This is a genomic window from Noviherbaspirillum autotrophicum (genome assembly GCF_000818395.1).
GTDB lineage: Bacteria > Pseudomonadota > Gammaproteobacteria > Burkholderiales > Burkholderiaceae_D > Noviherbaspirillum > Noviherbaspirillum autotrophicum.
Window position 1 is genome coordinate 649,460 of the sequence record NZ_JWJG01000028.1, and the last position, 21,163, is coordinate 670,622.

General features: G+C 63.7%; 14 protein-coding genes. 3 read left to right on the forward strand and 11 right to left on the reverse strand.

The features are described 5' to 3' along the window. Positions 1-307: 307 nt before the first annotated feature. The gene (locus tag TSA66_RS04255; RefSeq protein ID WP_040039119.1) at positions 308-706 is read right to left on the reverse strand and encodes a bacteriohemerythrin; all 399 of its coding nucleotides are present in this window, start codon (positions 704-706) and stop codon (positions 308-310) included. A 325-nt stretch (positions 707-1,031) separates the two neighbouring features. Between TSA66_RS04255 and TSA66_RS04260 the strand changes: the two genes are divergently transcribed. Beyond that, complete coding sequence (locus tag TSA66_RS04260) at positions 1,032-1,448, forward strand: hemerythrin domain-containing protein (protein WP_052452100.1); 417 nt, start codon at positions 1,032-1,034, stop codon at positions 1,446-1,448. Between the two features lie 5 nt (positions 1,449-1,453). Here the strand turns inward: TSA66_RS04260 and TSA66_RS04265 are convergent, their stop codons facing one another. Next, positions 1,454-2,665: an NHL repeat-containing protein gene (locus TSA66_RS04265; protein WP_198358708.1), complete on the reverse strand. Its 1,212-nt coding sequence runs from the start codon at positions 2,663-2,665 to the stop codon at positions 1,454-1,456. 269 nt (positions 2,666-2,934) lie between these two features. On the opposite strand from TSA66_RS04265, the gene TSA66_RS04275 reads away from it, so the two are divergent. Then, positions 2,935-3,441 (forward strand): hypothetical protein, encoded by a 507-nt coding sequence (locus TSA66_RS04275; protein ID WP_040039122.1) that lies wholly within the window; start codon positions 2,935-2,937, stop codon positions 3,439-3,441. Positions 3,442-3,467: 26 nt separating this feature from the next. Here the strand turns inward: TSA66_RS04275 and TSA66_RS04280 are convergent, their stop codons facing one another. The 8 genes from TSA66_RS04280 to icmF all read right to left on the reverse strand — a co-directional run bounded on the left by TSA66_RS04280 (position 3,468) and on the right by icmF (position 15,302). Then, the gene (locus TSA66_RS04280) at positions 3,468-5,120 is read right to left on the reverse strand and encodes a methyl-accepting chemotaxis protein (protein WP_084199274.1); all 1,653 of its coding nucleotides are present in this window, start codon (positions 5,118-5,120) and stop codon (positions 3,468-3,470) included. Between the two features lie 65 nt (positions 5,121-5,185). Beyond that, the gene (locus tag TSA66_RS27970) at positions 5,186-5,311 is read right to left on the reverse strand and encodes a hypothetical protein (RefSeq protein WP_269748359.1); all 126 of its coding nucleotides are present in this window, start codon (positions 5,309-5,311) and stop codon (positions 5,186-5,188) included. Positions 5,312-5,427: 116 nt separating this feature from the next. Continuing rightward, positions 5,428-8,055, reverse strand: coding sequence for a putative bifunctional diguanylate cyclase/phosphodiesterase (locus TSA66_RS04285; RefSeq protein ID WP_094298986.1), 2,628 nt, complete (start codon positions 8,053-8,055; stop codon positions 5,428-5,430). Between the two features lie 228 nt (positions 8,056-8,283). After that, positions 8,284-8,892 carry a PqiC family protein gene (locus TSA66_RS04290; protein WP_040039123.1) on the reverse strand — a complete coding sequence of 203 codons (609 nt, stop codon included), beginning with the start codon at positions 8,890-8,892 and terminating at the stop codon, positions 8,284-8,286. A 3-nt stretch (positions 8,893-8,895) separates the two neighbouring features. Further along, entirely contained in the window at positions 8,896-10,515 is a 1,620-nt protein-coding gene (locus TSA66_RS04295; protein WP_040039124.1) for a PqiB family protein, read from the reverse strand. 21 nt (positions 10,516-10,536) lie between these two features. Continuing rightward, on the reverse strand, positions 10,537-11,166 hold the full coding sequence (locus TSA66_RS04300) for a paraquat-inducible protein A (RefSeq protein WP_040039125.1): 630 nt from the start codon (positions 11,164-11,166) through the stop codon (positions 10,537-10,539). After that, on the reverse strand, positions 11,163-11,795 hold the full coding sequence (locus TSA66_RS04305) for a paraquat-inducible protein A (protein ID WP_040039126.1): 633 nt from the start codon (positions 11,793-11,795) through the stop codon (positions 11,163-11,165). Before TSA66_RS04305 ends, TSA66_RS04300 begins: the two co-directional genes overlap by 4 nt. A 228-nt stretch (positions 11,796-12,023) precedes the next feature. Next, positions 12,024-15,302 carry a fused isobutyryl-CoA mutase/GTPase IcmF gene (icmF, locus tag TSA66_RS04310; RefSeq protein ID WP_040039127.1) on the reverse strand — a complete coding sequence of 1,093 codons (3,279 nt, stop codon included), beginning with the start codon at positions 15,300-15,302 and terminating at the stop codon, positions 12,024-12,026. A 310-nt stretch (positions 15,303-15,612) separates the two neighbouring features. On the opposite strand from icmF, the gene TSA66_RS04315 reads away from it, so the two are divergent. Continuing rightward, positions 15,613-18,054: a two-component system response regulator gene (locus TSA66_RS04315; RefSeq protein ID WP_157691601.1), complete on the forward strand. Its 2,442-nt coding sequence runs from the start codon at positions 15,613-15,615 to the stop codon at positions 18,052-18,054. Positions 18,055-18,120: 66 nt separating this feature from the next. Here TSA66_RS04315 and TSA66_RS04320 read toward each other — a convergent pair whose 3' ends face one another. Beyond that, positions 18,121-21,153 carry a hybrid sensor histidine kinase/response regulator gene (locus tag TSA66_RS04320; RefSeq protein WP_052452101.1) on the reverse strand — a complete coding sequence of 1,011 codons (3,033 nt, stop codon included), beginning with the start codon at positions 21,151-21,153 and terminating at the stop codon, positions 18,121-18,123. Positions 21,154-21,163 lie beyond the last annotated feature (10 nt).

Consider the following 21,163-nt stretch of genomic DNA (forward strand, 5'->3'; position numbering starts at 1 on the left):
AAATCTGGATTGATGAAATGGAAAGTTAGCGTGCTACAGGTTGAATGCCGATAGCAGGCACGTCATTTTCGCACGGCACGTGGGTTTCCATGACAATGCAGACCCGCACCATCAGCGTCGCTTGATATGCCGATAGCTGGAACGCGCTTGTTGGCAACCCAGCACTGTTGCGGCAGTGGGAAAAGAGAAGGAACGGACGATGCGGTTTCGTCCGATGATTGGTACAGAAGGTCCGGGAGCGCTAGTGCGACTAGGGAAAAGACCTTGCTCCCGAAACCGGTTGATTGCTTGTTGCTCCCGAAGGCGGTCAGGCCGCCTGAAGGGCTGATGCCAGCTTCGTGTCCGTCTTCATGATGTGGTTGACCAGCCAGTTGCGCAGAAAGCCGGATACCTGAACCGACAGCATGCCATTGCCGGCATTGAATTTCGATTGTAGATCGACCACGTCTTTGATCAGCTTGTCGTGTTCCTGCTTGTGCGCTGCAAAATCGGCATAGCGGATTTTCTGCATGTGCTCTTCTTCCCGCGTGAAGTGTTCGCGCGTGTAGCGGATCAGTTCGTCGAAGATCTTTCCCAGAATGTCTTTGCCGTGGCCCTGTGCCATCGCATCGTGGAGCCGATTTACAAGGCTGATGAGTTTTTGATGATCGCTATCGATGAACGAATTGCCTACACGCAATTCTTCACTCCACGTAAAGTAAGCCATACATTCCTCCCATACTGTTCAGTTGCTTGCACGTGCCATCGGAGCGATGGCGCGGCTCTGTTTTTGACGAAAATCAAATGCGGCTGACAGTACGTGACCGTGAAATAGGGAAAAACCCCCTCTTTATGGGATATTTTGAAATACTTGATTCGGGTCAAGGGGTAATGCAGGGCAGCAGGCGCTGGGTTTCTAACTGCACATACCAAACTGCACGTCAATAGGCAGGACGGTTTAGTTGCTGCTAGTCAATTAGGTGTATTGAGCGGGTGGTATGGCGTCGATAACGTGGTGTTCAACACCCTGACCAACCACCGAAGGAAGTCGCATGTCACGAACCGAAAAATTCAGGCAGCAGCACAATGAAATCCTCGCTCTGGCAACGGAGCTTCAGGCGATGCTGAATGAAGGCGCGTTGGCGAAGGATGGCCTGCCGGCACGTAGCTGCCTGGCCAAGCTCATGGGAAAACTGTCGCTGCACCTGTCGAGCGAAGACAAGGTGCTGTATCCGGAGCTGGAAGCGCACAAGGACGCCAACGTCGCCGGCGTCGCCCGCCGGTTTTCGGCAGAAATGAAGAAGACGACCGCCGAGATTTCCGCATACAACAGCCGCTGGCCTACTCCGACCTCGATCAAGACGAATCCGCAAAGCTTCGTCAAGGAGACGAAGGAAGTGATCAAGGTCCTTGCCGACCGTATCAAGCGCGAAAACCAGGAACTGTACGCGGTAGCCGACCGCGCATAACGGGCTCAATCGGCGTTGCCGGCTTTTCCCGGTTTCCCTGCTACGAGACTGATCTGGCCGGACGGATCGATCCGGTATATAGCTTGGTCGAACGGATCGGCCAGATACAGTTCACCGTTTTTGCCGGTTGCAATGCCGGGATTGGCCCGGATGTCGGTTGCGATCTGCCGCGGCGTATTGTCCCCGTTGGGGAAGCCGTTCAGTATCGTTGTTACTGTGCCGTCCGGCGCGACTTTGCCTATCCGCATGTCGGTCGCGACCAGCGTGCCGGGCGTCGTCGCGGCGGAGAATGCGGCGCCGGCAGCGTAGATATTTCCGCCGGTGCCGAAAAGGAGTTTTCCGGTTGCATAGATATCGTCCACCGGCCAATGGAGCACGCCCGGTGCCTGGCTGTCTGCGTTTGACTGCGCCGCAAGCGGGGCGACGTCGATGTGGCTTGTGTTAATGCCGCTGCCGTCCGCAGTGACTGCTGGGCCGCCCATGGCGGTAATGCCGACCGCCAGGTTCCCCGCATCGTTGGTCGCGATATCGCCGGCGCCGCCGTACGTATTGACGTAATAAATGTTGGTGGTGCCGTTGTCGGGATCGATGCGCTGCACCCGGAAGATATTCCTGTATTGCAGCAACACATAAATCCTGCCCTGCGCATCGAGCGACAGGCTCTGCGGCTGGTAGCTTCCCGGTCCCTGCGCATAACTCTTGATCAACGTCTTGCCGCCGTCGGGCGCCACCTTGTACAGGTCGATACCAGACAGCACAAAGAGCATGCCCGATGGGCCGATAGCCAGCCTGCTCGTCGCGGCATAGCTTCCGGGCAGGGTGCTGACGTCACCGCTGGCGGCAATACGGCGGATGGCTTGATTGCCACGATCCATTACGTAGAGATTGCCGGCCTTGTCGGCCGCGAGATCGCTTGGCAGATTGAAGCGCGCGGTTTCATCCACCTTGAAGGTCGACGTGCTCGTCCCGCCATTGCTGCCCGTCGATGGCGGCGTATCGCCGGGCGTTCCTGTCGGGGCAGTGACTGGCGGCGTTCCGGACGTAGCTGGCGTGGTAGGCGTGGCAGGTGTCTCGCCGCCGCTGGTGCTGCCGCCCGCACTGGAAGGGGTGGCCGGCTGGCCGGACGATGCCGGCACGGAATCGCCGCTACCACCGCCGCAGGCGGCGAGCAGCGCGGAAAGAAGCATGGCTATTGTTCTTCTGGTATGAAGGGACATGGCCGTCGTCCTCCTTGGAAATCGGGAAAGATGCGGGCAGTGCGCCGGGACGCACGGGGCATGGCTGCTCAGACGCCAGGTTTTTCGCGTTGTTCGTCCGTTTTCCCGATGCAGGAATCTTCCTTGGCTTACATCAAAATCACGTCTTGCCGGATGCCATCCCATGCAGGTTTCCTGTGCTGAGACAGCCCGCAGAAGCGAAGTAAATTTCCTGGAAACTTAGCGGACGGCAGGTTGCCTGATCTAGCGAGTCCATCTGCAAAGCCGCCATGAAAACGCTCATTCGCCTGTCGTCGGTCATCCACGCCGTCATTACCGCCTTCTTCGTCGGCGCCGCGCTGATTCTGATCGTCATCAGCGCCAACATTGCATGGCAGGCCCTGTTGCACGAAGGACTCGGGCCGAACGGCGCGCTCGGCGTGATCGAGGCGCTCGGGCTGCTGGCGGTGGCCGTGGTGGCGGTGCAGATCGCGCAGACGATCGGGGAGGAGGAAGTCATTCGCAGCGCGCAGATCAGCGCGCCGACGCGGGTGCGGCGCTACCTGTCGCGCTTCATGGTGGTCATCGTCGTTGCCCTGGCGATTGAAGGCATGGTGGCCGCCTTCAAGGCCGTGCACGAAAACATGACGTTTCTACTGCACGCCGCCAGCATCCTGATTGCCGTCGGCGCCTTGCTGGCTGGCTGGGGCGTGTTTGTGCGGTTCAACCGCGATGCGGAAGAGCTCGAACCCGATGCGATGCAGGAGGCCAAGCAGGAAGATAGCAAGCTGCAATAGCGGCGCGCCAGCCCGCGCCGCATGCCTCAGGAGCGGCTTCCGGGGATGACTTGCAGCTTCGGCCTGTGCGGGGAAGCAGGCAATAGTGCAGGCTCTGCGCTGCCCGCTTGGACCGACGAAGTGGCGGCTGTCGCTGGCGCATCCTCCAGCTTGAAGATGCCGACCAGCTGCTCCAGGTGACCGGCCTGATCCTGCATCGATTGCGATGCCGCGGCGGCTTGCTCGACCAGCGCCGCATTTTGCTGGGTGACGGCATCCATCTCGGCGATGGCCTGATTGACTTGCTCGATGCCCGCCGTCTGCTCGGAGCTGGCGGCGGCGATCTCGCCCATGATGTCGGTGACGTGCTTGATGCTGGCGACGACTTCCTGCATGGTGGCGCCCGCCTGATGCACCAGCGTCGTCCCCTCGCGCACCTGGTCGGCCGAGCCGCCGATGAGCGCCTTGATTTCTTTGGCCGCTGCCGCCGAGCGCTGCGCCAGGTTGCGCACTTCGGACGCCACCACCGCGAAGCCGCGGCCCTGTTCGCCGGCGCGCGCCGCTTCCACCGCCGCGTTCAGCGCCAGGATATTGGTCTGGAACGCGATGCCGTCGATCACGCTGATGATGTCGAAAATCTTGCGTGACGAGTCGCTGATCGCATCCATGGTTTCCACCACGCGCGCCACTGCCGCGCCGCCCTTGGCGGCCACGTCCGACGCCGATTCGGCCAGCTGGTTGGCCTGGTGCGCGTGCTCGGCATTCTGCTTGACGGCGCCGGTCAGGCGGTCCATCGAGGCGGCGGTCTTGTCCAGCGAGCCGGCCTGTTGCTCGGTGCGCGACGACAGGTCGGCGTTGCCGCTGGCGATGTCGCTCGATGCGCTATAGATTGCGTCGCTGCCTTCGCGCACCTGGCGCACGATGCGCACCAGGCTGCCGTTCATGTCCTTCAGGGCTTGCAGCAGTTCTCCGATTTCATTGTTCGAATCGACGTCGATCTGCTGCGTCAAGTCGCCGGTGGCGATGCCGCGCGCCACGCGCACGCCCTTTTCGAGCGGCCGGGTCACCACTCTGGTGATGAACGGATAGATCAAGAGCAGTACCGGGATGCAGGTGATGATGGCGGCGATGATCGACTTCATGCGCTGCTGCGCCAGCCCCGCGTTGACGTGGTCGAGCGAGAGCTTCATGCTGACCGCGCCCAATACCGTGTTTTCCGGCACCTGATGGCAGGAGGTGCAATCCTTGCCGAGCGAGTTCTTCTTGGCCAGCGCCGGGCGCACCGCGCGCAGGTACTCGCCGCGGCTGTCGGACTCGACGCGCACGACTTCCTTCCCGCTTTGCAGCACCTGCCGTTCCAGATCGTCCGGCTTGACGTCGTTCTTGGCGTTCGGCGCGCCGAACATCTTGCTGACGGCATCGCCCCGGATCACGCGCAGGTCGCGGATCGTGCCCAGCTGCTTGACCTGATCGAGGAACACGTCGCGCTGCTGCACGGTGCCGGTCACCATCATGCCGGTCAGCCCGGCCATGGTGGCGTCATGCATGCTGAGGGAAAAGTCGTCGGCCTGTTCGATCGCGGCCTTGCGGTACACATAATCCTGCCAGGCGATCACGCCCGACCAGACGACTGCCAGTGCGATACCGATGGTCAGCAGCAGCTGTACCCAGATCTTCGTGTTGGAGATGCGCGAGCCCATAGTCATTCCATGTAATGCAGACTTGTGAAGTACGCCGCCAGCCGCTGCGGCGCCTGTTGTCTGCGTCACGCATGGATGCCGCCACGCTGCATGGTCGAGGCGAGCGGCGCTGGGGCGCGGTCATTGTGATTCCTGCCGAACACGCCCGGCACCGTGCCGCCGGTGATGATTGCTGGCGAACCGAGGGCCAAACCGGGTAGTTCGTGCGCCCAGCATAGGTGCCGCTCGTTTCGAAATCCTTGACTTAGAGCAAATTATTTCTTTTTTGCAATTGTGCGCCCAGGGGCGGATGCCCCGGAGCGCTCCGCTAGACGGCTTGCGCCATGCCGGCACCGCCGCTGACCATGCTTTGTCCGGCGCCGGAAATGTGCATTTTCGGCGAGGGCCGGCTGATGTGATAGCCCTGGGCATAATCGATGCCGAGACGGCCGACCGCGGCCAGCACGTCGGCGTCTTCCACGAATTCGGCGACGGTCTTGATCTTCAGTTCCTTGGCCAGGGTCACGATGCTCTTGATGAAGGCGAGATAGACCTCGTCGTGCAGCATGTTGCGCACGAATTCGCCCTCGATCTTGATGTAGTCGACCGGGAAGCGCTTGATGTACTGGAACGATGAGAAGCCGGAACCGAAGTCGTCGATCGCGAAGCTGAAACCCTGCATCTTCACGTCGAGCACGAATTTTTCCAGCAGGGTCAGGTTGCGCACCGTTTCGCGCTCGGTGATCTCGAACACGATGCGGCTCGGCTCGATCTCGAACTGCTCGGCCAAGCGGCTCACGCGCGCGGCAAATTCGCCGACGATGAGCGCTTTGGGTGACAGGTTCACGAACAGCATGCCCTGGTAGCCTTGCTCCTTGACCTGGGTGAACGCCTTTTCGATGAGCTGGTAATCCATCTTGTGGGCGATGCCCATGCTCTCGGCCTGTTCGATGAAGTCGTTGGCGGTCACGATTTCGTCGCCGAGCGAAATGCGCATGAGCAGTTCGTGAATCACGATCTCGCCGGTCGCGGTGTCGCAGATCGGCTGGAAGAACGGCACGATGCGGTGCTGGTCGAGCGCGTTCTGGATCATCAGCGACTTTTCGCCGGCTTTCCGGAACACTTCGGCCATCTCGTCCTCGTTCGGGATGGCGATCGCGTTCTTGCCGGCGTTCTTCGCCTTGTACATCATGTTGTCGGCTACCAGGAACAGATCCTTCGGGTTTTCGCCGTGGTCGGGGCTGATGGCGATGCCGATCGAGGTGGTGGCCTTGAGCTTGATGCCGTCGGGCGTGTCCATCGAAAACTCTTCGAGCATCTCGCCGATGCGCTGCGCCACGACGTAAGCCTGCGTCTCGGACGCCTCGGGCAGGATGATGCAGAACTCGTCGCCGCCGTAGCGCGCCAGCAGGTCGCCGTTGCGCACGGCCTTTTGCAGCAGCTTGGCGAACGCCTGCAGGAAGGCGTCGCCGAAGTGATGGCCGAAGCGGTCGTTGATGGTCTTGAAGTTGTCCATGTCGAGCATCATCACGGCGAACTTCTGCTCATGCCGCCTGGCGCGCCCGACTTCGTAACCCAGCAGCTCCCAGAACATGCGCTGGTTGTACAGGTCGGTGAGCGGGTCGCGCGTGGCGTAGTGCTCCAGGTCTTTGGTGTACTTGTAGATCGCCTTGACCGAGCCGACCAGGTTCAGGAGCGTGGTCAGGATGCTGCCGATGACCATGTGCCGCACGTTGTCCTGCGCCATGGTCGACTGCACGCCGATGCCGACGATGCCGCCGATCTTGGGCGTGTCCAGCAGCAGCGTCTTGGTCTGCAGCTCGATGTCGCGCAGGCTCAGCTCGGGCAGCGTGCCGGTATCGTCGGCGATGTTGTGCACGATGTTGAGCAGGCTGGCGCCGTGCAGCAGCGAGTGCTCGCGGATCTGCTGGCGCAGGATGCGTTCCAGGAGCCGCACCGTGTTGTCGCGGGGCCGGTTGCGCCAGAACACTTCGCATTCGTACGCTTCTTCCTCCACCCGGAAAATCGTCACCAACGCATAGGCTTCGATGATCGGATTGATTTCCAGCAGCAGGTTCTGGATAAATTCGCGCCAGTCGCGCACCACGTTGGAGGTGATGATGAATTTTTCCAGCAGCCTGATCTCGAATTCGAGCACGCCCTTGTCGACGGCGACGCTCTTGACCTTTTCGACCAGCAGCGCTACATGCTCGAAAGCCTGGTCGAATTCGCGGAAGCCGAACTCGACCTTGCCGATGTCGAAATGCTCGAAATCTTTGATCGTGTTGAACGATTCGACCTTGCGCCGGAACAGATACGCCGAGCGCTCCAGCCGGTGCACGACCGACGAAGTCAATGCCCCGGCAGCCACCAGCACCAGCGTGCCCAGCGCCAGGAAGAGCGCGACATAATAGCCGCGCACGGTGCCCGCTACCGGCTCGATCTTGTGGCGGATATCGATCACGCCGAGCACGTCGCCAGTCTTGGCGTTAAAGTGGCAGTTCATGCATTCGCTCTGGGCCTGGAGCGGATAGAGGTAGCGGATCTGGTCCCCGGTCGTGGCGATCACGTTCTTGCCGTCACGCAGCACCTGCTGCGCCAGGTCCGATGGTGGCGGTGTCTTGGTGTCGCCGTACAGCGCGGCCACGTCGTCGCTGCGATAGACGTCGATGCGTTCGACGAAGCTCGGAAAGGCGGAGCGGCTGGCGGTTTCGGCCTCGTCGATCTGGCTGCGCAAGCCGCCGCTGCGCAGAACCTGGTAGATCGCGTTGCGGTTTTGCGCGGCGACTTCTTCCGAGGTGGCGCGCGAGCGCTCTTCCAGCAGTTTTTCGTAAAGAATCGACGACGCGAAGGTCGCTCCCAGGAACACCAGCAGCGCGACGCTCACGGTGGACAGGAACACAAATCCTCGCAGGCTGCCGAGCACGCGGGAAACCATTTTGAATACATCTCGCATGGTGCGAGCCCTCTATATGAGTGTGAATCTATGTGGCGGCGTCAGGCGCAACGCATAGTGCATGCATGGGCAGCCCCGGCGCCCCGGCGGCAATCGATCCGGGAAACGATCCAGCAAAAAGCAGGGGATGCGGGTGAATGGACGACAAGGCAGCCGTTGGAGCCGAGCGCTGCGCGAATGCAAGCTTAGGCGCGAGCCTAAACCATTTCCTTGATCTAGGGCAACTAATTACTTTTTGGAAATTACGAGGGAGTGCACCACGGCGGCGATCTCGGCGCTCATCCTGGCCAAGGCGCGCGCGTAGGCCGCAGCCAGCGCCTCGTAGCCGTCCGCCTGCACCGCCTCGCGCAGGGCCGAGCGGCCGGCGTGCAGCGTCGTTCCCTCGTGCCGCACGCTCCACGCGGCCAGCACCGTCACGCCTTGCCCCGGCACGGCGTCGAACTGCTCGATATCGAGCGCAATCCGGTAGTCGGCGCGTTCGCCTGCCTGGCCGCCGGCGGAAACGGTGCGTGCATCGGGCAGCCGTCCCGCCAGGTCGGCGGCCAGCACGCGCGCAATCTCCGCGCCCAGCGGCTGCGCCCAGCGGTGGTGCTCCAGCACATCGACCCGGTTGGGGCTGCGGCGCACCACCAGTTGCGGCCGGTCGACCATCTCCGGCACCGTGACCGGCCCCACCGCTACGGTGAAGCGGGCTTGGCTGCGCGCCTCGGCCGGCATCGGTGCGGGCGCCGGGCTGAGCGTATAGAAGGTTTCCTGCGGCGGGGTGCGGCAGGCGGCCAAGAAGAAGGCTTGGGCGAGGATTGCCGCCGCTAGGGCGAAGGCTGGGCGCGTGCGCATGCGCTATTCCTTTCCGCGGATGAGCGCCTCGGGATGGCGGCTCAGGTAATCGGCCAGCACGCGCAGTGCGCGCGCGGCGCGGTTCACTTCCTGCAACGTCGAGCGCAGGTCTTCCTGCACCGGCGCGTCTGACGACAAGGCGTGCTCGGCATTGCCCAGCGCCTTGTGCGCCTGCTCCAGCGTGCCCTTCAGCTCCGGCAGTACGGCGGCATCCAGCTGCCGCAGCACCGCATCGGCGCTGCGCAGCGTGGTGTCGAGGCTCTTGAGCGAGCGATCGACGTCGTGCCCGATCGATTCGAACGGCACCTTGTCGAGCTTGCGCGCGATGCTGGCCAAGGTATCCTGGATATCGGCGAAACTGCCGGCCACGCTCGGCAGCACCGGGGGGGCATGGCGCCAGTCGACCTTGGCGGCAGGCGCGTGCGGGAAGAAGTCCAGCGCCACGAACAGCTGCCCGGTCAGCAGGTTGCCGCTCTTGAGCTGCGCGCGCAGGCCGCGCGCCACCAGCTTGTCGAGGAAGGCCTGCGGGTTGCGCTCCAGCGGCGAAGGCGCCGGCGCCGCACCGCGCGCGCGCAGGCGTTCGGGGAACAGGCTGATTTCCACCGGAAAGCGGATCGCCCCGGACTCATCCTTGTACTCCACGCCGATGGAATTGACTTCGCCGATCTCGATGCCATGCAGGTCGATGGCGGCACCGGGCGCCAGCCCGCGCAGGGATTCGTCGAAATAGAGCACGTACGGCTGCGCCTGCCGGCTTGGTAGCTTGAAGGCGCTTTCCCGGTCGCGGTACAAGGTAAAGCTGGAGTCGGACGCCGCTGGTGCGCCGCCCTCGACACCCGGCGGCGTCTGGAACGAGATGCCGCCGACCACGACCGAGGTCAGCGATTCGGTGTTGAGCGTGAGGCCGCCGCTGTTGACCGACAGGTCCACGCCGCTGGCTTGCCAGAAGCGCGTGTCGGCGCTGACGAAGCGGTCGTTGGGAGCGTCGATGAAAATGTCGAGCGTCACGCCGCGCCCGTCGCCATCGATGCGATAGCCGGTCACCCGGCCGACCGCGACGCGCCGGAAATAGACTGGGGCGCCGAGGTAGAGCGAGTCCATGTTTTCGGCGTGCAGCATGAACTGGCTGCCCTTGGCGTCGGACAGCACCGGCGGCGGCGTGTCGAGGCCGACGAAATGCCGCCTGTCCTGGGCCGAGGTGCCGGCGTCGGTGCCGATATAGGCGCCCGAGAAGAGCGTGCCCAGCCCGGTGATGCTGCCCAGGGTGATGCGCGGACGCTCCACCCAGAAGCGCGTGTCCTGCACCAGCAGCTGCTCGGCCTGCTTGGCGATCTGGGCGGTGACGATCACGTGCGAGCGGTCTTCGGCGATCGCGACGGCCGACACCGTGCCGATATCGACTTCCTTGTAGCGCACCTTGGTCTTGCCGGCTTCCAGGCCTTCCGCATTCTTGAATTCGATGGTGATGACCGGCCCCTGCGCCAGCAGGTAGTGCGCGGCCAGCCAGATCCCGAGCAGGGCGGCGACGATCGGGATGATCCAGACCAGCGGCACGGTCCAGTGCCGCTTGGGCACGGCCACGGCGTCGGGGATGGAGGACTGATCCGGCGGCGTGTCAGGCATTGCGCTCCCTAATCCGGATCATCACAGCCTCTCGTCCCAGATCAGCCTGGGGTCGAAGCTGTGGGCGGCCAGCATCGTGAGCACCACGACCGTGCCGAAGGCGGCCGCGCCGGGGCCGGCGCGCATCGAGGCAAACGATTCGACCTGTACCAGCGCCACAGACAGGGCGGCCACGTAGATGTCGAGCATCGACCAGCGCCCGATTGCGTCGACCAGGCGGTACAGCCGGGTGCGCTGGCGCGGCTGCCAATCCATGCGGCGCTGCACCGACACCAGCAGCAGGGTCAGCGCAATGAGCTTGGTCAGCGGCACCACGATACTGGCAAAGAAGATCAGCGCCGCGACGAACCAGGAGCCGCTGTTCCAGAACAGGATTACGCCGCTCATGATCGTATTGCTTTGCACGTCGAACAGCGAGCGCGTTTCCAGGATCGGCAGCGTATTGGCCGGTATGTAAAGGAGGTAGGAGGCGATCACGAACGCCCAGGTGCGCGACACGCTGTTGGGCTTGCGCGCATGCAAGCGGGCGTGGCAGCGCGGGCAGCGCAGCGCATCCGGCGTGCTGCGGCAGCGGCACAACAGGCCACACGCAGGACAGGTGATCAGCCCGTGCCGGGCCGCGGAGCCGCCCCGGGATTCCACTACGTTCATCGCCTGTCCTCCGCGCGGATCGTCTCGACCCAGCCCCAGAAATCGCGCGCGCTGAATGACGCGGCGACTGCGGAAAACGTCGCGATCAGGCCGACGAACGCCCACAGCGCGAGGCCGGGCAGGATGGTGGCGAGATCCGACAGCTTGGCCAGGGTCACCAGCAGGCCGAGCAGGAACACTTCGATCATGACCCAGCGGTGGGTCGCCAGCACGAAGCGAAAGGTGTGCGCCAGCCCCGGCACGATGCGGCAGGCGCGCAACGGCAGCAGCATGTACAGCAGCGCGCACAACTCCAGCGCCGGCGCCAGGATGGCGGTGCCGAGTACCAGCGCGGCCACCAGCGGCCGGTTCTGGTGGTACAGGGTCAGCACGGTGCCAGTCAGCGTGGTCGCATTGTAGACACCGTACTTTTCCAGCGCCGCGATCGGGAACAGGTTGGACACGAGAAACAGAATCGCGCTGGCCAGCACCAGCGCAATCATCCAGTCCAGGCGCGAGCGCGTGCCCCGGTAAAGCCGCGCGCCACAACGCACGCAATGGGCGTCATGGTGTGGTTGCAGGGCGACTTCATGCTGAAGCAGGTCGCAATGCCGACAGGCAAGCAGCCTTTGTTGCGAGTTGGTTTCCATGATGGTTGTGACCTGCGGGTGGGAAGCACGCTCCCGCCTGTCGGAAAATGCAGGTTGCGCTAGTCGATTTGTACGATAGACAACAGGATTGCGCAGAGGTTGCGTCGGTTTGACGACAAGCAGGAAGCGGGAAGGCCGGAGCGGCGGAAAAAGCCGACAGCGAGTTGAGTGCCGGGGGAAGGCGGCGCATCCCTTTCCCGTCCGGCGCCGGGAAAGGGAGTGTGCGTGCTACATGTTGCGCCGGTACTGCCCGCCCACCTCGAACAGCGCATTGCTGATCTGCCCGAGCGAACAGGCGCGCACCGCGTCCATCAGGGTGGCGAACACGTTCTCGTTGTCGATCACCGCCTGCTGCAGGCGCTGCAGCAGGGCAGGCGCATCTTTCGCGTGGCGTTGATGAAAGTCGGCCAGACGCTTGAGCTGCGACTGCTTTTCCTCTTCCGTGGAGCGCGCCAGTTCCAGTTGCTGAGGCGTGGCGTCGCCCTTCGGATTGCGGAAGGTGTTCACGCCGATGATGGGCAGCGTGCCGTCGTGCTTCAGGTGCTCGTAATACATCGACTCTTCCTGGATCTTGCCGCGCTGGTAGCCGGTCTCCATCGCGCCCAGGACGCCGCCGCGCTCGGCGATGCGCTCGAACTCTTGCAGCACCGCTTCTTCCACCAGATCGGTCAGCTCCTCGATGATGAACGAGCCCTGGTTCGGGTTCTCGTTCTTCGCCAGGCCCCATTCGCGGTTGATGATCAACTGGATCGCCAATGCGCGCCGTACCGATTCGTCGGTCGGCGTCGTGATCGCCTCGTCGTAGGCGTTGGTATGCAGCGAGTTGCAGTTGTCGTAGATCGCGATCAGCGCCTGCAGCGTGGTGCGGATGTCGTTGAAGTCGATCTCCTGCGCATGCAGCGAGCGCCCCGACGTCTGGATGTGGTACTTCAGCTTTTGCGAACGCTCGTTGGCGCCGTACTTGTCGCGCATGGCGACTGCCCAGATGCGACGCGCCACGCGCCCCAGCACCGTGTATTCCGGGTCCATGCCGTTGGAGAAGAAGAACGACAGGTTGGGTGCGAAATCGTCGATATTCATGCCGCGCGCCAGATACGCTTCGACGAAGGTGAAGCCGTTCGACAGCGTGAACGCCAGCTGCGAAATCGGGTTCGCGCCCGCCTCGGCGATGTGGTAGCCGGAAATCGACACCGAGTAGAAGTTGCGCACCTGGTTCCGCACAAAGAATTCCTGGATGTCGCCCATCACCTTGAGGCTGAACTCGGTGGAGAAGATGCAGGTGTTCTGGCCCTGGTCTTCCTTGAGGATGTCGGCCTGCACCGTGCCGCGCACGTTTTGCAGCACCCAGGCGCGCAGTTGCGCCGCTTCGTCGGCGCTCGGCTCGCGCCCGTGTTCGGCGCGGAACTTGTCCATGCGCTGGTCGATCGCGGTATTCATGAACATCGCGAGGATCGTCGGTGCCGGGCCGTTGATCGTCATCGACACCGAGGTGGCCGGATCGCACAGATCGAAGCCGTCGTACAGTACCTTCATGTCGTCGAGCGTCGCGACCGACACGCCGGAGTTGCCGATCTTGCCATAGATGTCCGGGCGCAGGGCTGGGTCGGCGCCGTACAGCGTGACCGAGTCGAACGCGGCCGACAGGCGCTTGGCGTCCATGCCGGCCGACACCAGCTTGAAGCGGCGGTTGGTGCGGAACGGGTCGCCCTCGCCGGCAAACATGCGGGTCGGGTCTTCGTTCTCGCGCTTGAACGGGAACACGCCAGCGGTGTACGGGAAGGAGCCGGGCAGGTTTTCCGCCATCAGCCAGCGCAGGATTTCGCCGTGGTCCTCGAACTTCGGCAGCGACACCTTGCGGATGGTGTTTCCCGACAGCGTCTTGTACGTCAGGCGCGTGCGCAATTCCTTGTCGCGGATCTTGGTGACGAACTCGTCGCCGGCATAGGCGGCCTTCATCTCCGGCCAGCACGCCAGCAGCTTCTTCGCATTGGCATCGAGCTGGTTGTCGCGCTCGGCGATCAGGTCGTCCATGTCGGCGCTCTTGCCGCACGCGGCAAGCATGCGCTTCGATTCCTGCAACTGCTGGCGTTCGCGCGCCAGCCTGACCTGTTTTGCCGTGTGCTTGTGATAGCCGCGCACGGTGTCCGCGATTTCCGCGAGATAGCGGGTACGGGCAGGTGGCAGGATCGCATTCTTGCCGGAGGAATGGCGCACCTGTACCGGCGCCAGCTTGCCAGGCTGCGTTTTCAAACCAAGTTCCGTCAGCTTCGGCAGTAAGCCCTGGTACAGAGCGGTCACGCCGTCGTCATTGAAGCGCGAGGCCTGGGTGCCGAACACCGGCATGTCCTCGGGCTTCTTGCTGAACAGTTCCCTGTTGCGCTGGTATTGCTTGGCCACGTCGCGCAGCGCATCCTGTGCGCCCTTGCGGTCGAACTTGTTGATCGCGACAAAGTCCGCGAAGTCGAGCATGTCGATCTTTTCCAGCTGCGACGCCGCGCCAAACTCCGGCGTCATCACGTACATCGACACGTCGACATGCGGCACGATCGCGGCGTCGCCCTGGCCGATGCCGGACGTTTCCACGATCACCAGGCCGAATCCGGCCACTTTGCAGGCGGCGATCACGTCCGGCAGCGCCTGCGAAATCTCGGAACCCGCTTCGCGCGTGGCGAGCGAACGCATGAAGACGCGCGCCTGGCCGTTCCACGGATTGATCGCATTCATGCGGATGCGGTCGCCCAGCAGCGCGCCGCCCGACTTGCGGCGCGACGGGTCGATCGACACCACGGCGATGTGCAGGCAATCGGCCTGGTCGAGGCGGATGCGGCGGATCAGCTCGTCGGTGAGCGACGACTTGCCCGCGCCGCCGGTGCCGGTAATGCCCAGCACCGGCGTATTGATGGTGTCGGCAGCCTTGTGCAGTTCGTTCTTCAAGGCGGGGTCGGCCTTGCCGTTTTCCAGTGCCGTGATCAGTTGCGCCAGCGGCCGTTGCCGCTCGCCGATCTCGCCGCCGGTAAGCTGCGCCAGGCTGGTCGGCGCATATGTGGACAGGTCGACGTCGCAGGCTTGGACCATCGATTCGATCATGCCCGCCAGGCCCATGCGCTGGCCGTCTTCCGGACTGAAGATGCGTGCCACGCCATAGGCATGGAGTTCCGCGATTTCGGAAGGGACGATCACGCCGCCGCCGCCGCCGAATACCTTGATGTGGGCGCCGCCGCGCGCGCGCAAGAGGTCGATCATGTACTTGAAGTACTCGACATGGCCGCCCTGGTAGCTCGATACCGCAATGCCTTGCGCATCTTCCTGCAGCGCGGCGGTGACGATCTCATCGACCGAGCGGTTGTGGCCGAGGTGAATGACTTCCGCGCCGTGTGCCATCAGGATGCGGCGCATGATATTGATCGACGCATCATGGCCGTCGAACAGCGACGCGGCGGTGACGAAGCGGACCTTGTTGGCGGGTTTGTACTCGGCAAGTTTCTTGGCGACGGAAAGGTCGGTCATGGCGCGGGTGTCTCTTCCTTGGAATGTGAATAATCGGCGCTACGAATGACGTTTACGTTAACGTCAATTTAACGGCCCGTCAATCCGGCTCCGCGCCTTTATTGCGCACGGCGGCAAGGCTGCTGCGCGCTTGGTAGGGTCCGTATTCCGGACCAAAATATTGCTCGATTTGAATCTTCCATGTAGTTGACCGGAAGACAAGCATCGGATACGTTGTTGTATTACGGAATCGTTGGGACATTCTGGCGCGCGCCAGGGCAGCGCGTTTGTACCTCGGAGCGCCTCAAGGGCCTCATCCAGGGAGGAAGTAGTGAGTGAAGAAGCACGGGGCCGGCCCCAGATCCTGATCGTCGACGATGTGCCGACCAACGTCTTCGTGCTCGGCAATGCCTTATCGGACTCCTACGACGTGCGCTTTGCGACGTCCGGCCCGGAAGCGCTGGAGCTGGCCACGCGCTATCCGCCCGACGTGATCCTGCTGGACGTGATGATGCCCGGCATGAGCGGCCATGACGTCCACCGGCGCCTGCGCCAGGACCCGGTGCTGCACGACGTCGCGGTCATCTTCGTGACCGCCGACGCCTCGCTCGACAGCGAACTGGAAGGGTTCATGTGCGGCGCCGAAGACTACATCACCAAGCCGGTCGTCGTCCCGATCCTGCTGGCCCGCGTCAAGAACGTGCTGGAGCGCAGCCGCCGGCGCAAGGATTTGGAGCTGTGCCTGTCCGGCGCCGAGCAGGGCCTGTGGGAGTGGCAAATCAATGCGGAAACGGTGAAATTCAACGCGAACTGGGCGATTCCGCTTGGCTATGCGCGCGGCGAAATGAGTCCGTGCGTGCTGACCTGGCAGCATATCGTGCATCCGGACGACTGGCCGACGCTGTTTGCCGCGCGTGACGCCTATTTCAGCGGCAAGTCGCGCCTGTTTGACCCGGAAATCCGCATGCGCCACAAGAGCGATGCCTTCGTCTGGATGCAGCTGCACGGCAAGGCCGTCGACGTCGACGAGCAGCAGCGCCCCTTGCGGCTGATGGGCACCTACATGAACATTGGCCGGCGTAAGCACGCCGAGATCGAATTGCGCAAGCGGGAAACGCAGCTCGCCACCATGATCGCTTCGCTGCAGGATGCGGTGCTGGTGCTCGATCAGGCGGGCCGCATCACGATGCGCCATGTCCCGGAAAACAGCGCGCTGTCGTTCCTGACGCCGGCGCTGCTGGGGCAGCTGTATGCCGCGGCGCTGCCCGGCGCCATCGCCCAGCTGCTGGACCAGGCCATCGCCGACATCCGCGCATCGCGCCAGTCGGTGCAGGTCGAATGCGAACTGGCGGCGGACGATTGCCGCCATTACCTGCATCTGACCGTCAATGCGCTGGCCGGCTCCGACCAGGACCCGACCGGTTACCTGGTCGTGATGCAGGACATCACGCCGCGCAAGATGGCGGAAGAAGAAATCCGCACCTTGGCCTTCTTCGATGCCCTGACCAAGCTGCCCAACAAGCGCATGCTGCGCGACCGGCTGCGGCTGGCGCTTGGCATGAGCGGGCGCAACGGGCGCTGCGGCGCCGTGCTGTTCGTGGATCTCGACAATTTCCGGCGGCTGGAGCAGACCCACGGCCATGCCGTTCCCGATCACATCCTGATGGAGATAGCGCGGCGCCTCGAACGCTGCATGCAAGGCAGCAGCGTGGTGGCGTGCGCCGGCCGCGACCAGTTCCTGGTGCTGCTGGAAGACCTGAGCGACACGGAAATCGACGCCGCCAACACGGTCAGCCGGGTTGGCGAGAAAATCCAGACGGCGATCAATCAGGCGGTCGTCATCGCGGACCAGGAGTACCGCGTGACCGCCTCGATCGGCGCGGCCATGATCAACGGCCAGAGCCATAGCGAAGACATGCTGCTGCAGCAGGTGCAGCTGGCCAAGGACAGCGCTAAGTCGGCGGGCGGCAACACGCTCAAGTTCTTTGACCCGGAAATGCAGGCCAGCGCGCAGAATTACGTCGCGCTGGAACAGGCGATCTACAAGGGATTGCAACGCGAGGAGTTCTTCCTGGTCTACCAGCCGCAGCTCGACAGCGACGGCCGCATCATCGGCGCCGAGGCGCTGGTGCGCTGGCAGCATCCGGAGCAGGGCTTGCTCGGGCCGGGCCACTTCATCGCGCTGGCCGAAGAGACCGGGCTGATCGTGCCGCTCGGGCTGTACGTGCTCAAGGCCGCCTGCCACCAGCTGTGCCGCTGGCAGCTCAATGCGGCCACGGCGCATCTCACCGTGTCGGTCAACGTCAGCTCGCGCCAGTTTGAAAAACCCGGCTTCGTGGACGATGTCGAACTGCTGGTGCAATCCAGCGGCATCAATCCGCGCCAGCTCAAATTCGAAATCACCGAGAGCCTGCTGCTGGAAAATACGGAAAGCATCGTCGGCAAGATGCGGCGCCTGCGCGAGATTGGCATCAGCCTGTCGCTCGACGATTTCGGCACTGGTTATGCCTCGCTGGCTTATCTGAAGAACCTGCCGCTGGACCAGCTCAAGATCGACCAATCGTTCGTGCGCAATGCGCCGCAAAGCAGCGTCGACGTAGCGATCATCCGCTCCATCATGTCGCTCGGCAAAAGCTTGGGCATTGCCGTGATCGCCGAAGGCGTGGAAACCGAGGCACAATGGCGCTTCCTGATCGGCGAAGGATGCACCCTGTTCCAGGGCTTTCATTTCAGCCGGCCCTGCGGCGTGCGGGAGTTCGAGGCGCAGCTGTAGCAGGCTGTTGACAAACTACTGCGCGGGCCGAGATCGCGACGTTTTTCAACAGCCCCGCGACAGCGCTCAACCTGCGCCCGCCATGAAACGCCGTAACGCCGCCAGCGCTTCCGCGTACCGCAGTTCCCGCGCCTGGCGGCTGACGTCGCGAAAGCCGGCTACCAGGCGCGTATCGCGCAGCATGCCTTCGATAGCGTCGACTGTCGGCATCGCGCCGAAATCGCGCGACTCCAGCTGTTGCTCCAGCAGTTCGAGCTGGTGGCGCAGCTGCGCCGGCGCGTATTGCCCTGGCGCGGCGCCAGCCAGATGGTCCGTTTCGTCGACTTCCGCACTTGCGCGCAGCGTTGCAACGGCCTGCGTGCAGGCACGGGCCAGCCTGTCCGCCAGCTCGCCTATCCTGTTGTGCCGCTGTTCCTTGATGCCGGCGGCAAGCTCGTTCGCCGCCTGCGACACGTCCTCCAGCCCGAGGCTGCCCGCGTCGCTCTTCAGTTCGTGACAGATCCGGAACAGCGCGTCGCCATCGTTCGGCGCTTGGCATGAGCGGATGGCGTCGGCGGATTGCGCATGACGGCTGGCAAAGGAATGCAGCAGCCGTCGGTACAGCGCCGCGTTGCCATGCAGCCGCACCAAGGCTTGCCGCACGGCGACGCCGGGCAGCGCGCGCTCGAGCTGCGCGATGTCTTCCTGCGCTGCCGGCTGCGGCGCCGATATTACGGGCTGAGCACCGGGCTGCCCGCCGCCGTCGGGCCTGATCCATTCGACCAACCGGTTGGCCAATTCCTGCGGATCGATCGGCTTGGCGATATGGGCATTCATTCCGGCTGCCAGGCTGGCATCGCGGTCCTGCGGCATGGCGGCGGCAGTCATCGCGAAAATCGGCAGCCGCTGGCCGTTCGGCAAGTCGCGGATCAGCCGGGTCGCTTCCAGGCCATCCATGACGGGCATGTGCAGATCCATCAGTACCGCGTCGAACGGCTCGTGGCGCACCCGCTCCACCGCTTCCTGGCCGTTGGCGGCGAGCGTCACGGCCAGGCCGGCGCGGCCCAGGAATTCGCTGACGACTTCCTGGTTCAGCGCATTGTCCTCGACCAGCAGGATGCGTGCCCCTTGCAGGCGCGCCAGGGTTTCGCGCGGCGCCAGGTAATTGGCGCCCGGAGGCGTCGGCCGCGCCTGGCCGGGGGACTGGATGTGCAGCAGGGCGTCGAACAGCGCCGACGGCACCACCGGCTTAGTCAGCACCGAATCGAGCGCCGCCGCGCCCGCTTCCTGCAGCAGCTCGTCCTTGTCGTGTGCGGTCACCATCGCCATCACCGGCGTGCGCCGGATGCGTCCGGCCTGCGCCGCCCGCGCGATTTCCTGCGCCACGTCCAGTCCGCTCAGGCCCGGCATTCTCCAGTCCAGCAGCAGCAGTTCGAAGGGCGTGCCGGCCGCCTCCGCGGCAAAGACCGCTTCCAGCGCATGGCGCCCGGACGGCGCCGTCTGCGCCTCGAAGCCCCACGATTGCAGCAGCTTGCGCAGCATGATGCGCGAGGTTTCATGGTCGTCCACCACCAGCGACTTCATCGGACGCAGCTGCTGCAGCCGGTCCGGCGCCGCGTGCGCCGCGGCGGCTCCGCAGTGCACCGTGAAGGTGAACGTGCTGCCGCGCCCCGGTTCGCTGTCCACGCCGATGTCGCCGCCCATCAGATGCACCAGCTGGCGGCAGATGGCCAGCCCGAGGCCGGAGCCGCCGAACTTGCGCGTGATCGACGTGTCGGCCTGCGCGAATGCCTGGAACAGCCGCTCGCACTGGGCCGCGTCCAGGCCGATGCCGGTATCCTTGACCGCCACCTGCAGCACGATGTCGTCGCCGCGGCGCTCGCGCAGGTCGACCTTGACGTGGATTTCGCCGGCTTCGGTGAACTTGATGGCATTGCCGACCAGGTTGTTCAATACCTGCTCGAAGCGCAGCGGATCGCCCACCACCCGGCATGGCACGCGCGGATCGAGTTCGACGAACAGCTCCAGGCCCTTTTCTTCGATGCGCCCGCTAAACAGGTTGCAGACATTCTTCAGGCAGTTTTCCAGCTGAAATTCGGTCCGCTCCAGGTGCAGCTGGCCAGCCTCGATCTTGGAATAGTCGAGGATGTCGTTGAGCAGCCCCAGCAATGCCGCCGACGACACCTGGACTTTTTGCAGGTAATCCTTCTGCTTGTGCGTCAGGCTCGTTTCCAGCACCAGATGGGTCAGGCCCATGATCGCATTCATAGGCGTGCGGATTTCATGGCTCATGTTGGCCAGGAAGGCGCCCTTGGCGCGCGAGGCAGCTTCGGCCGCATCCTTGGCCTGTCGCAGCTCCTGCGTGCGCAGCGCCACGGTGCTTTCAAGGTTGCGGTTGAGGTCCTTGAGTTCCTTCATCGAATCGAACAGCCGGGAGCGGCTTTCGTTAAGGGCGTGCACCAGGTCGCCCAGCTCGTCCTGGTACGGATAGTCGATCTGCTCGACGGGCGCGCCGCCGTGCTCGCGCTGGAAGCGCCAGCCGGACACCGCCTTGGCCACCCGGGTCACGCTGTCGGACAGGCGGAAGCGCACGGCCCACGAAAAGATCAGCCACAGGCCGGCGGTGAAGATGACGGAATTGATGAGCACGACCAGGAAGGTGTACTTGATGCGGTTCCAGGCCACTTCGCGGCTGGAATACATGTCCAGGTAGCCGATCAGCTTGTCTTCGCCGCGCGGCGGGCGGTAGACCAGCGGCAGCACCTGCTGCCGGTCGCGCCACGGGAAAGTGCTGTTGGCTTCATGCGGCGTGGCCGGCACCTCGCCGTCGGCAGCCAGCACCTCGCCCCTGGCGCCGGTCACGCGCGCGCCGGTGACGATGGCATTTTGCCGGATGCCGCTCACCGTGGCGGCGATGCCGTCCGTGTCCAGCTTCCACACCGCCTCGGTGACGGTCGGCCCCACGGTCTTGCCCAGCGAAGCGAGGTCGGCGGCAATGTCGCTGGTCACCGAAACGTACTGGATCGCCAGCTGCACCGCGGTCATGCTCAGCGCCAGCGCCAGGTACCATGGAAACATCGTGTACAGCAGGCGGCGCGCCAGCGATTGTGTCGAAAACATCGGCTTCCCC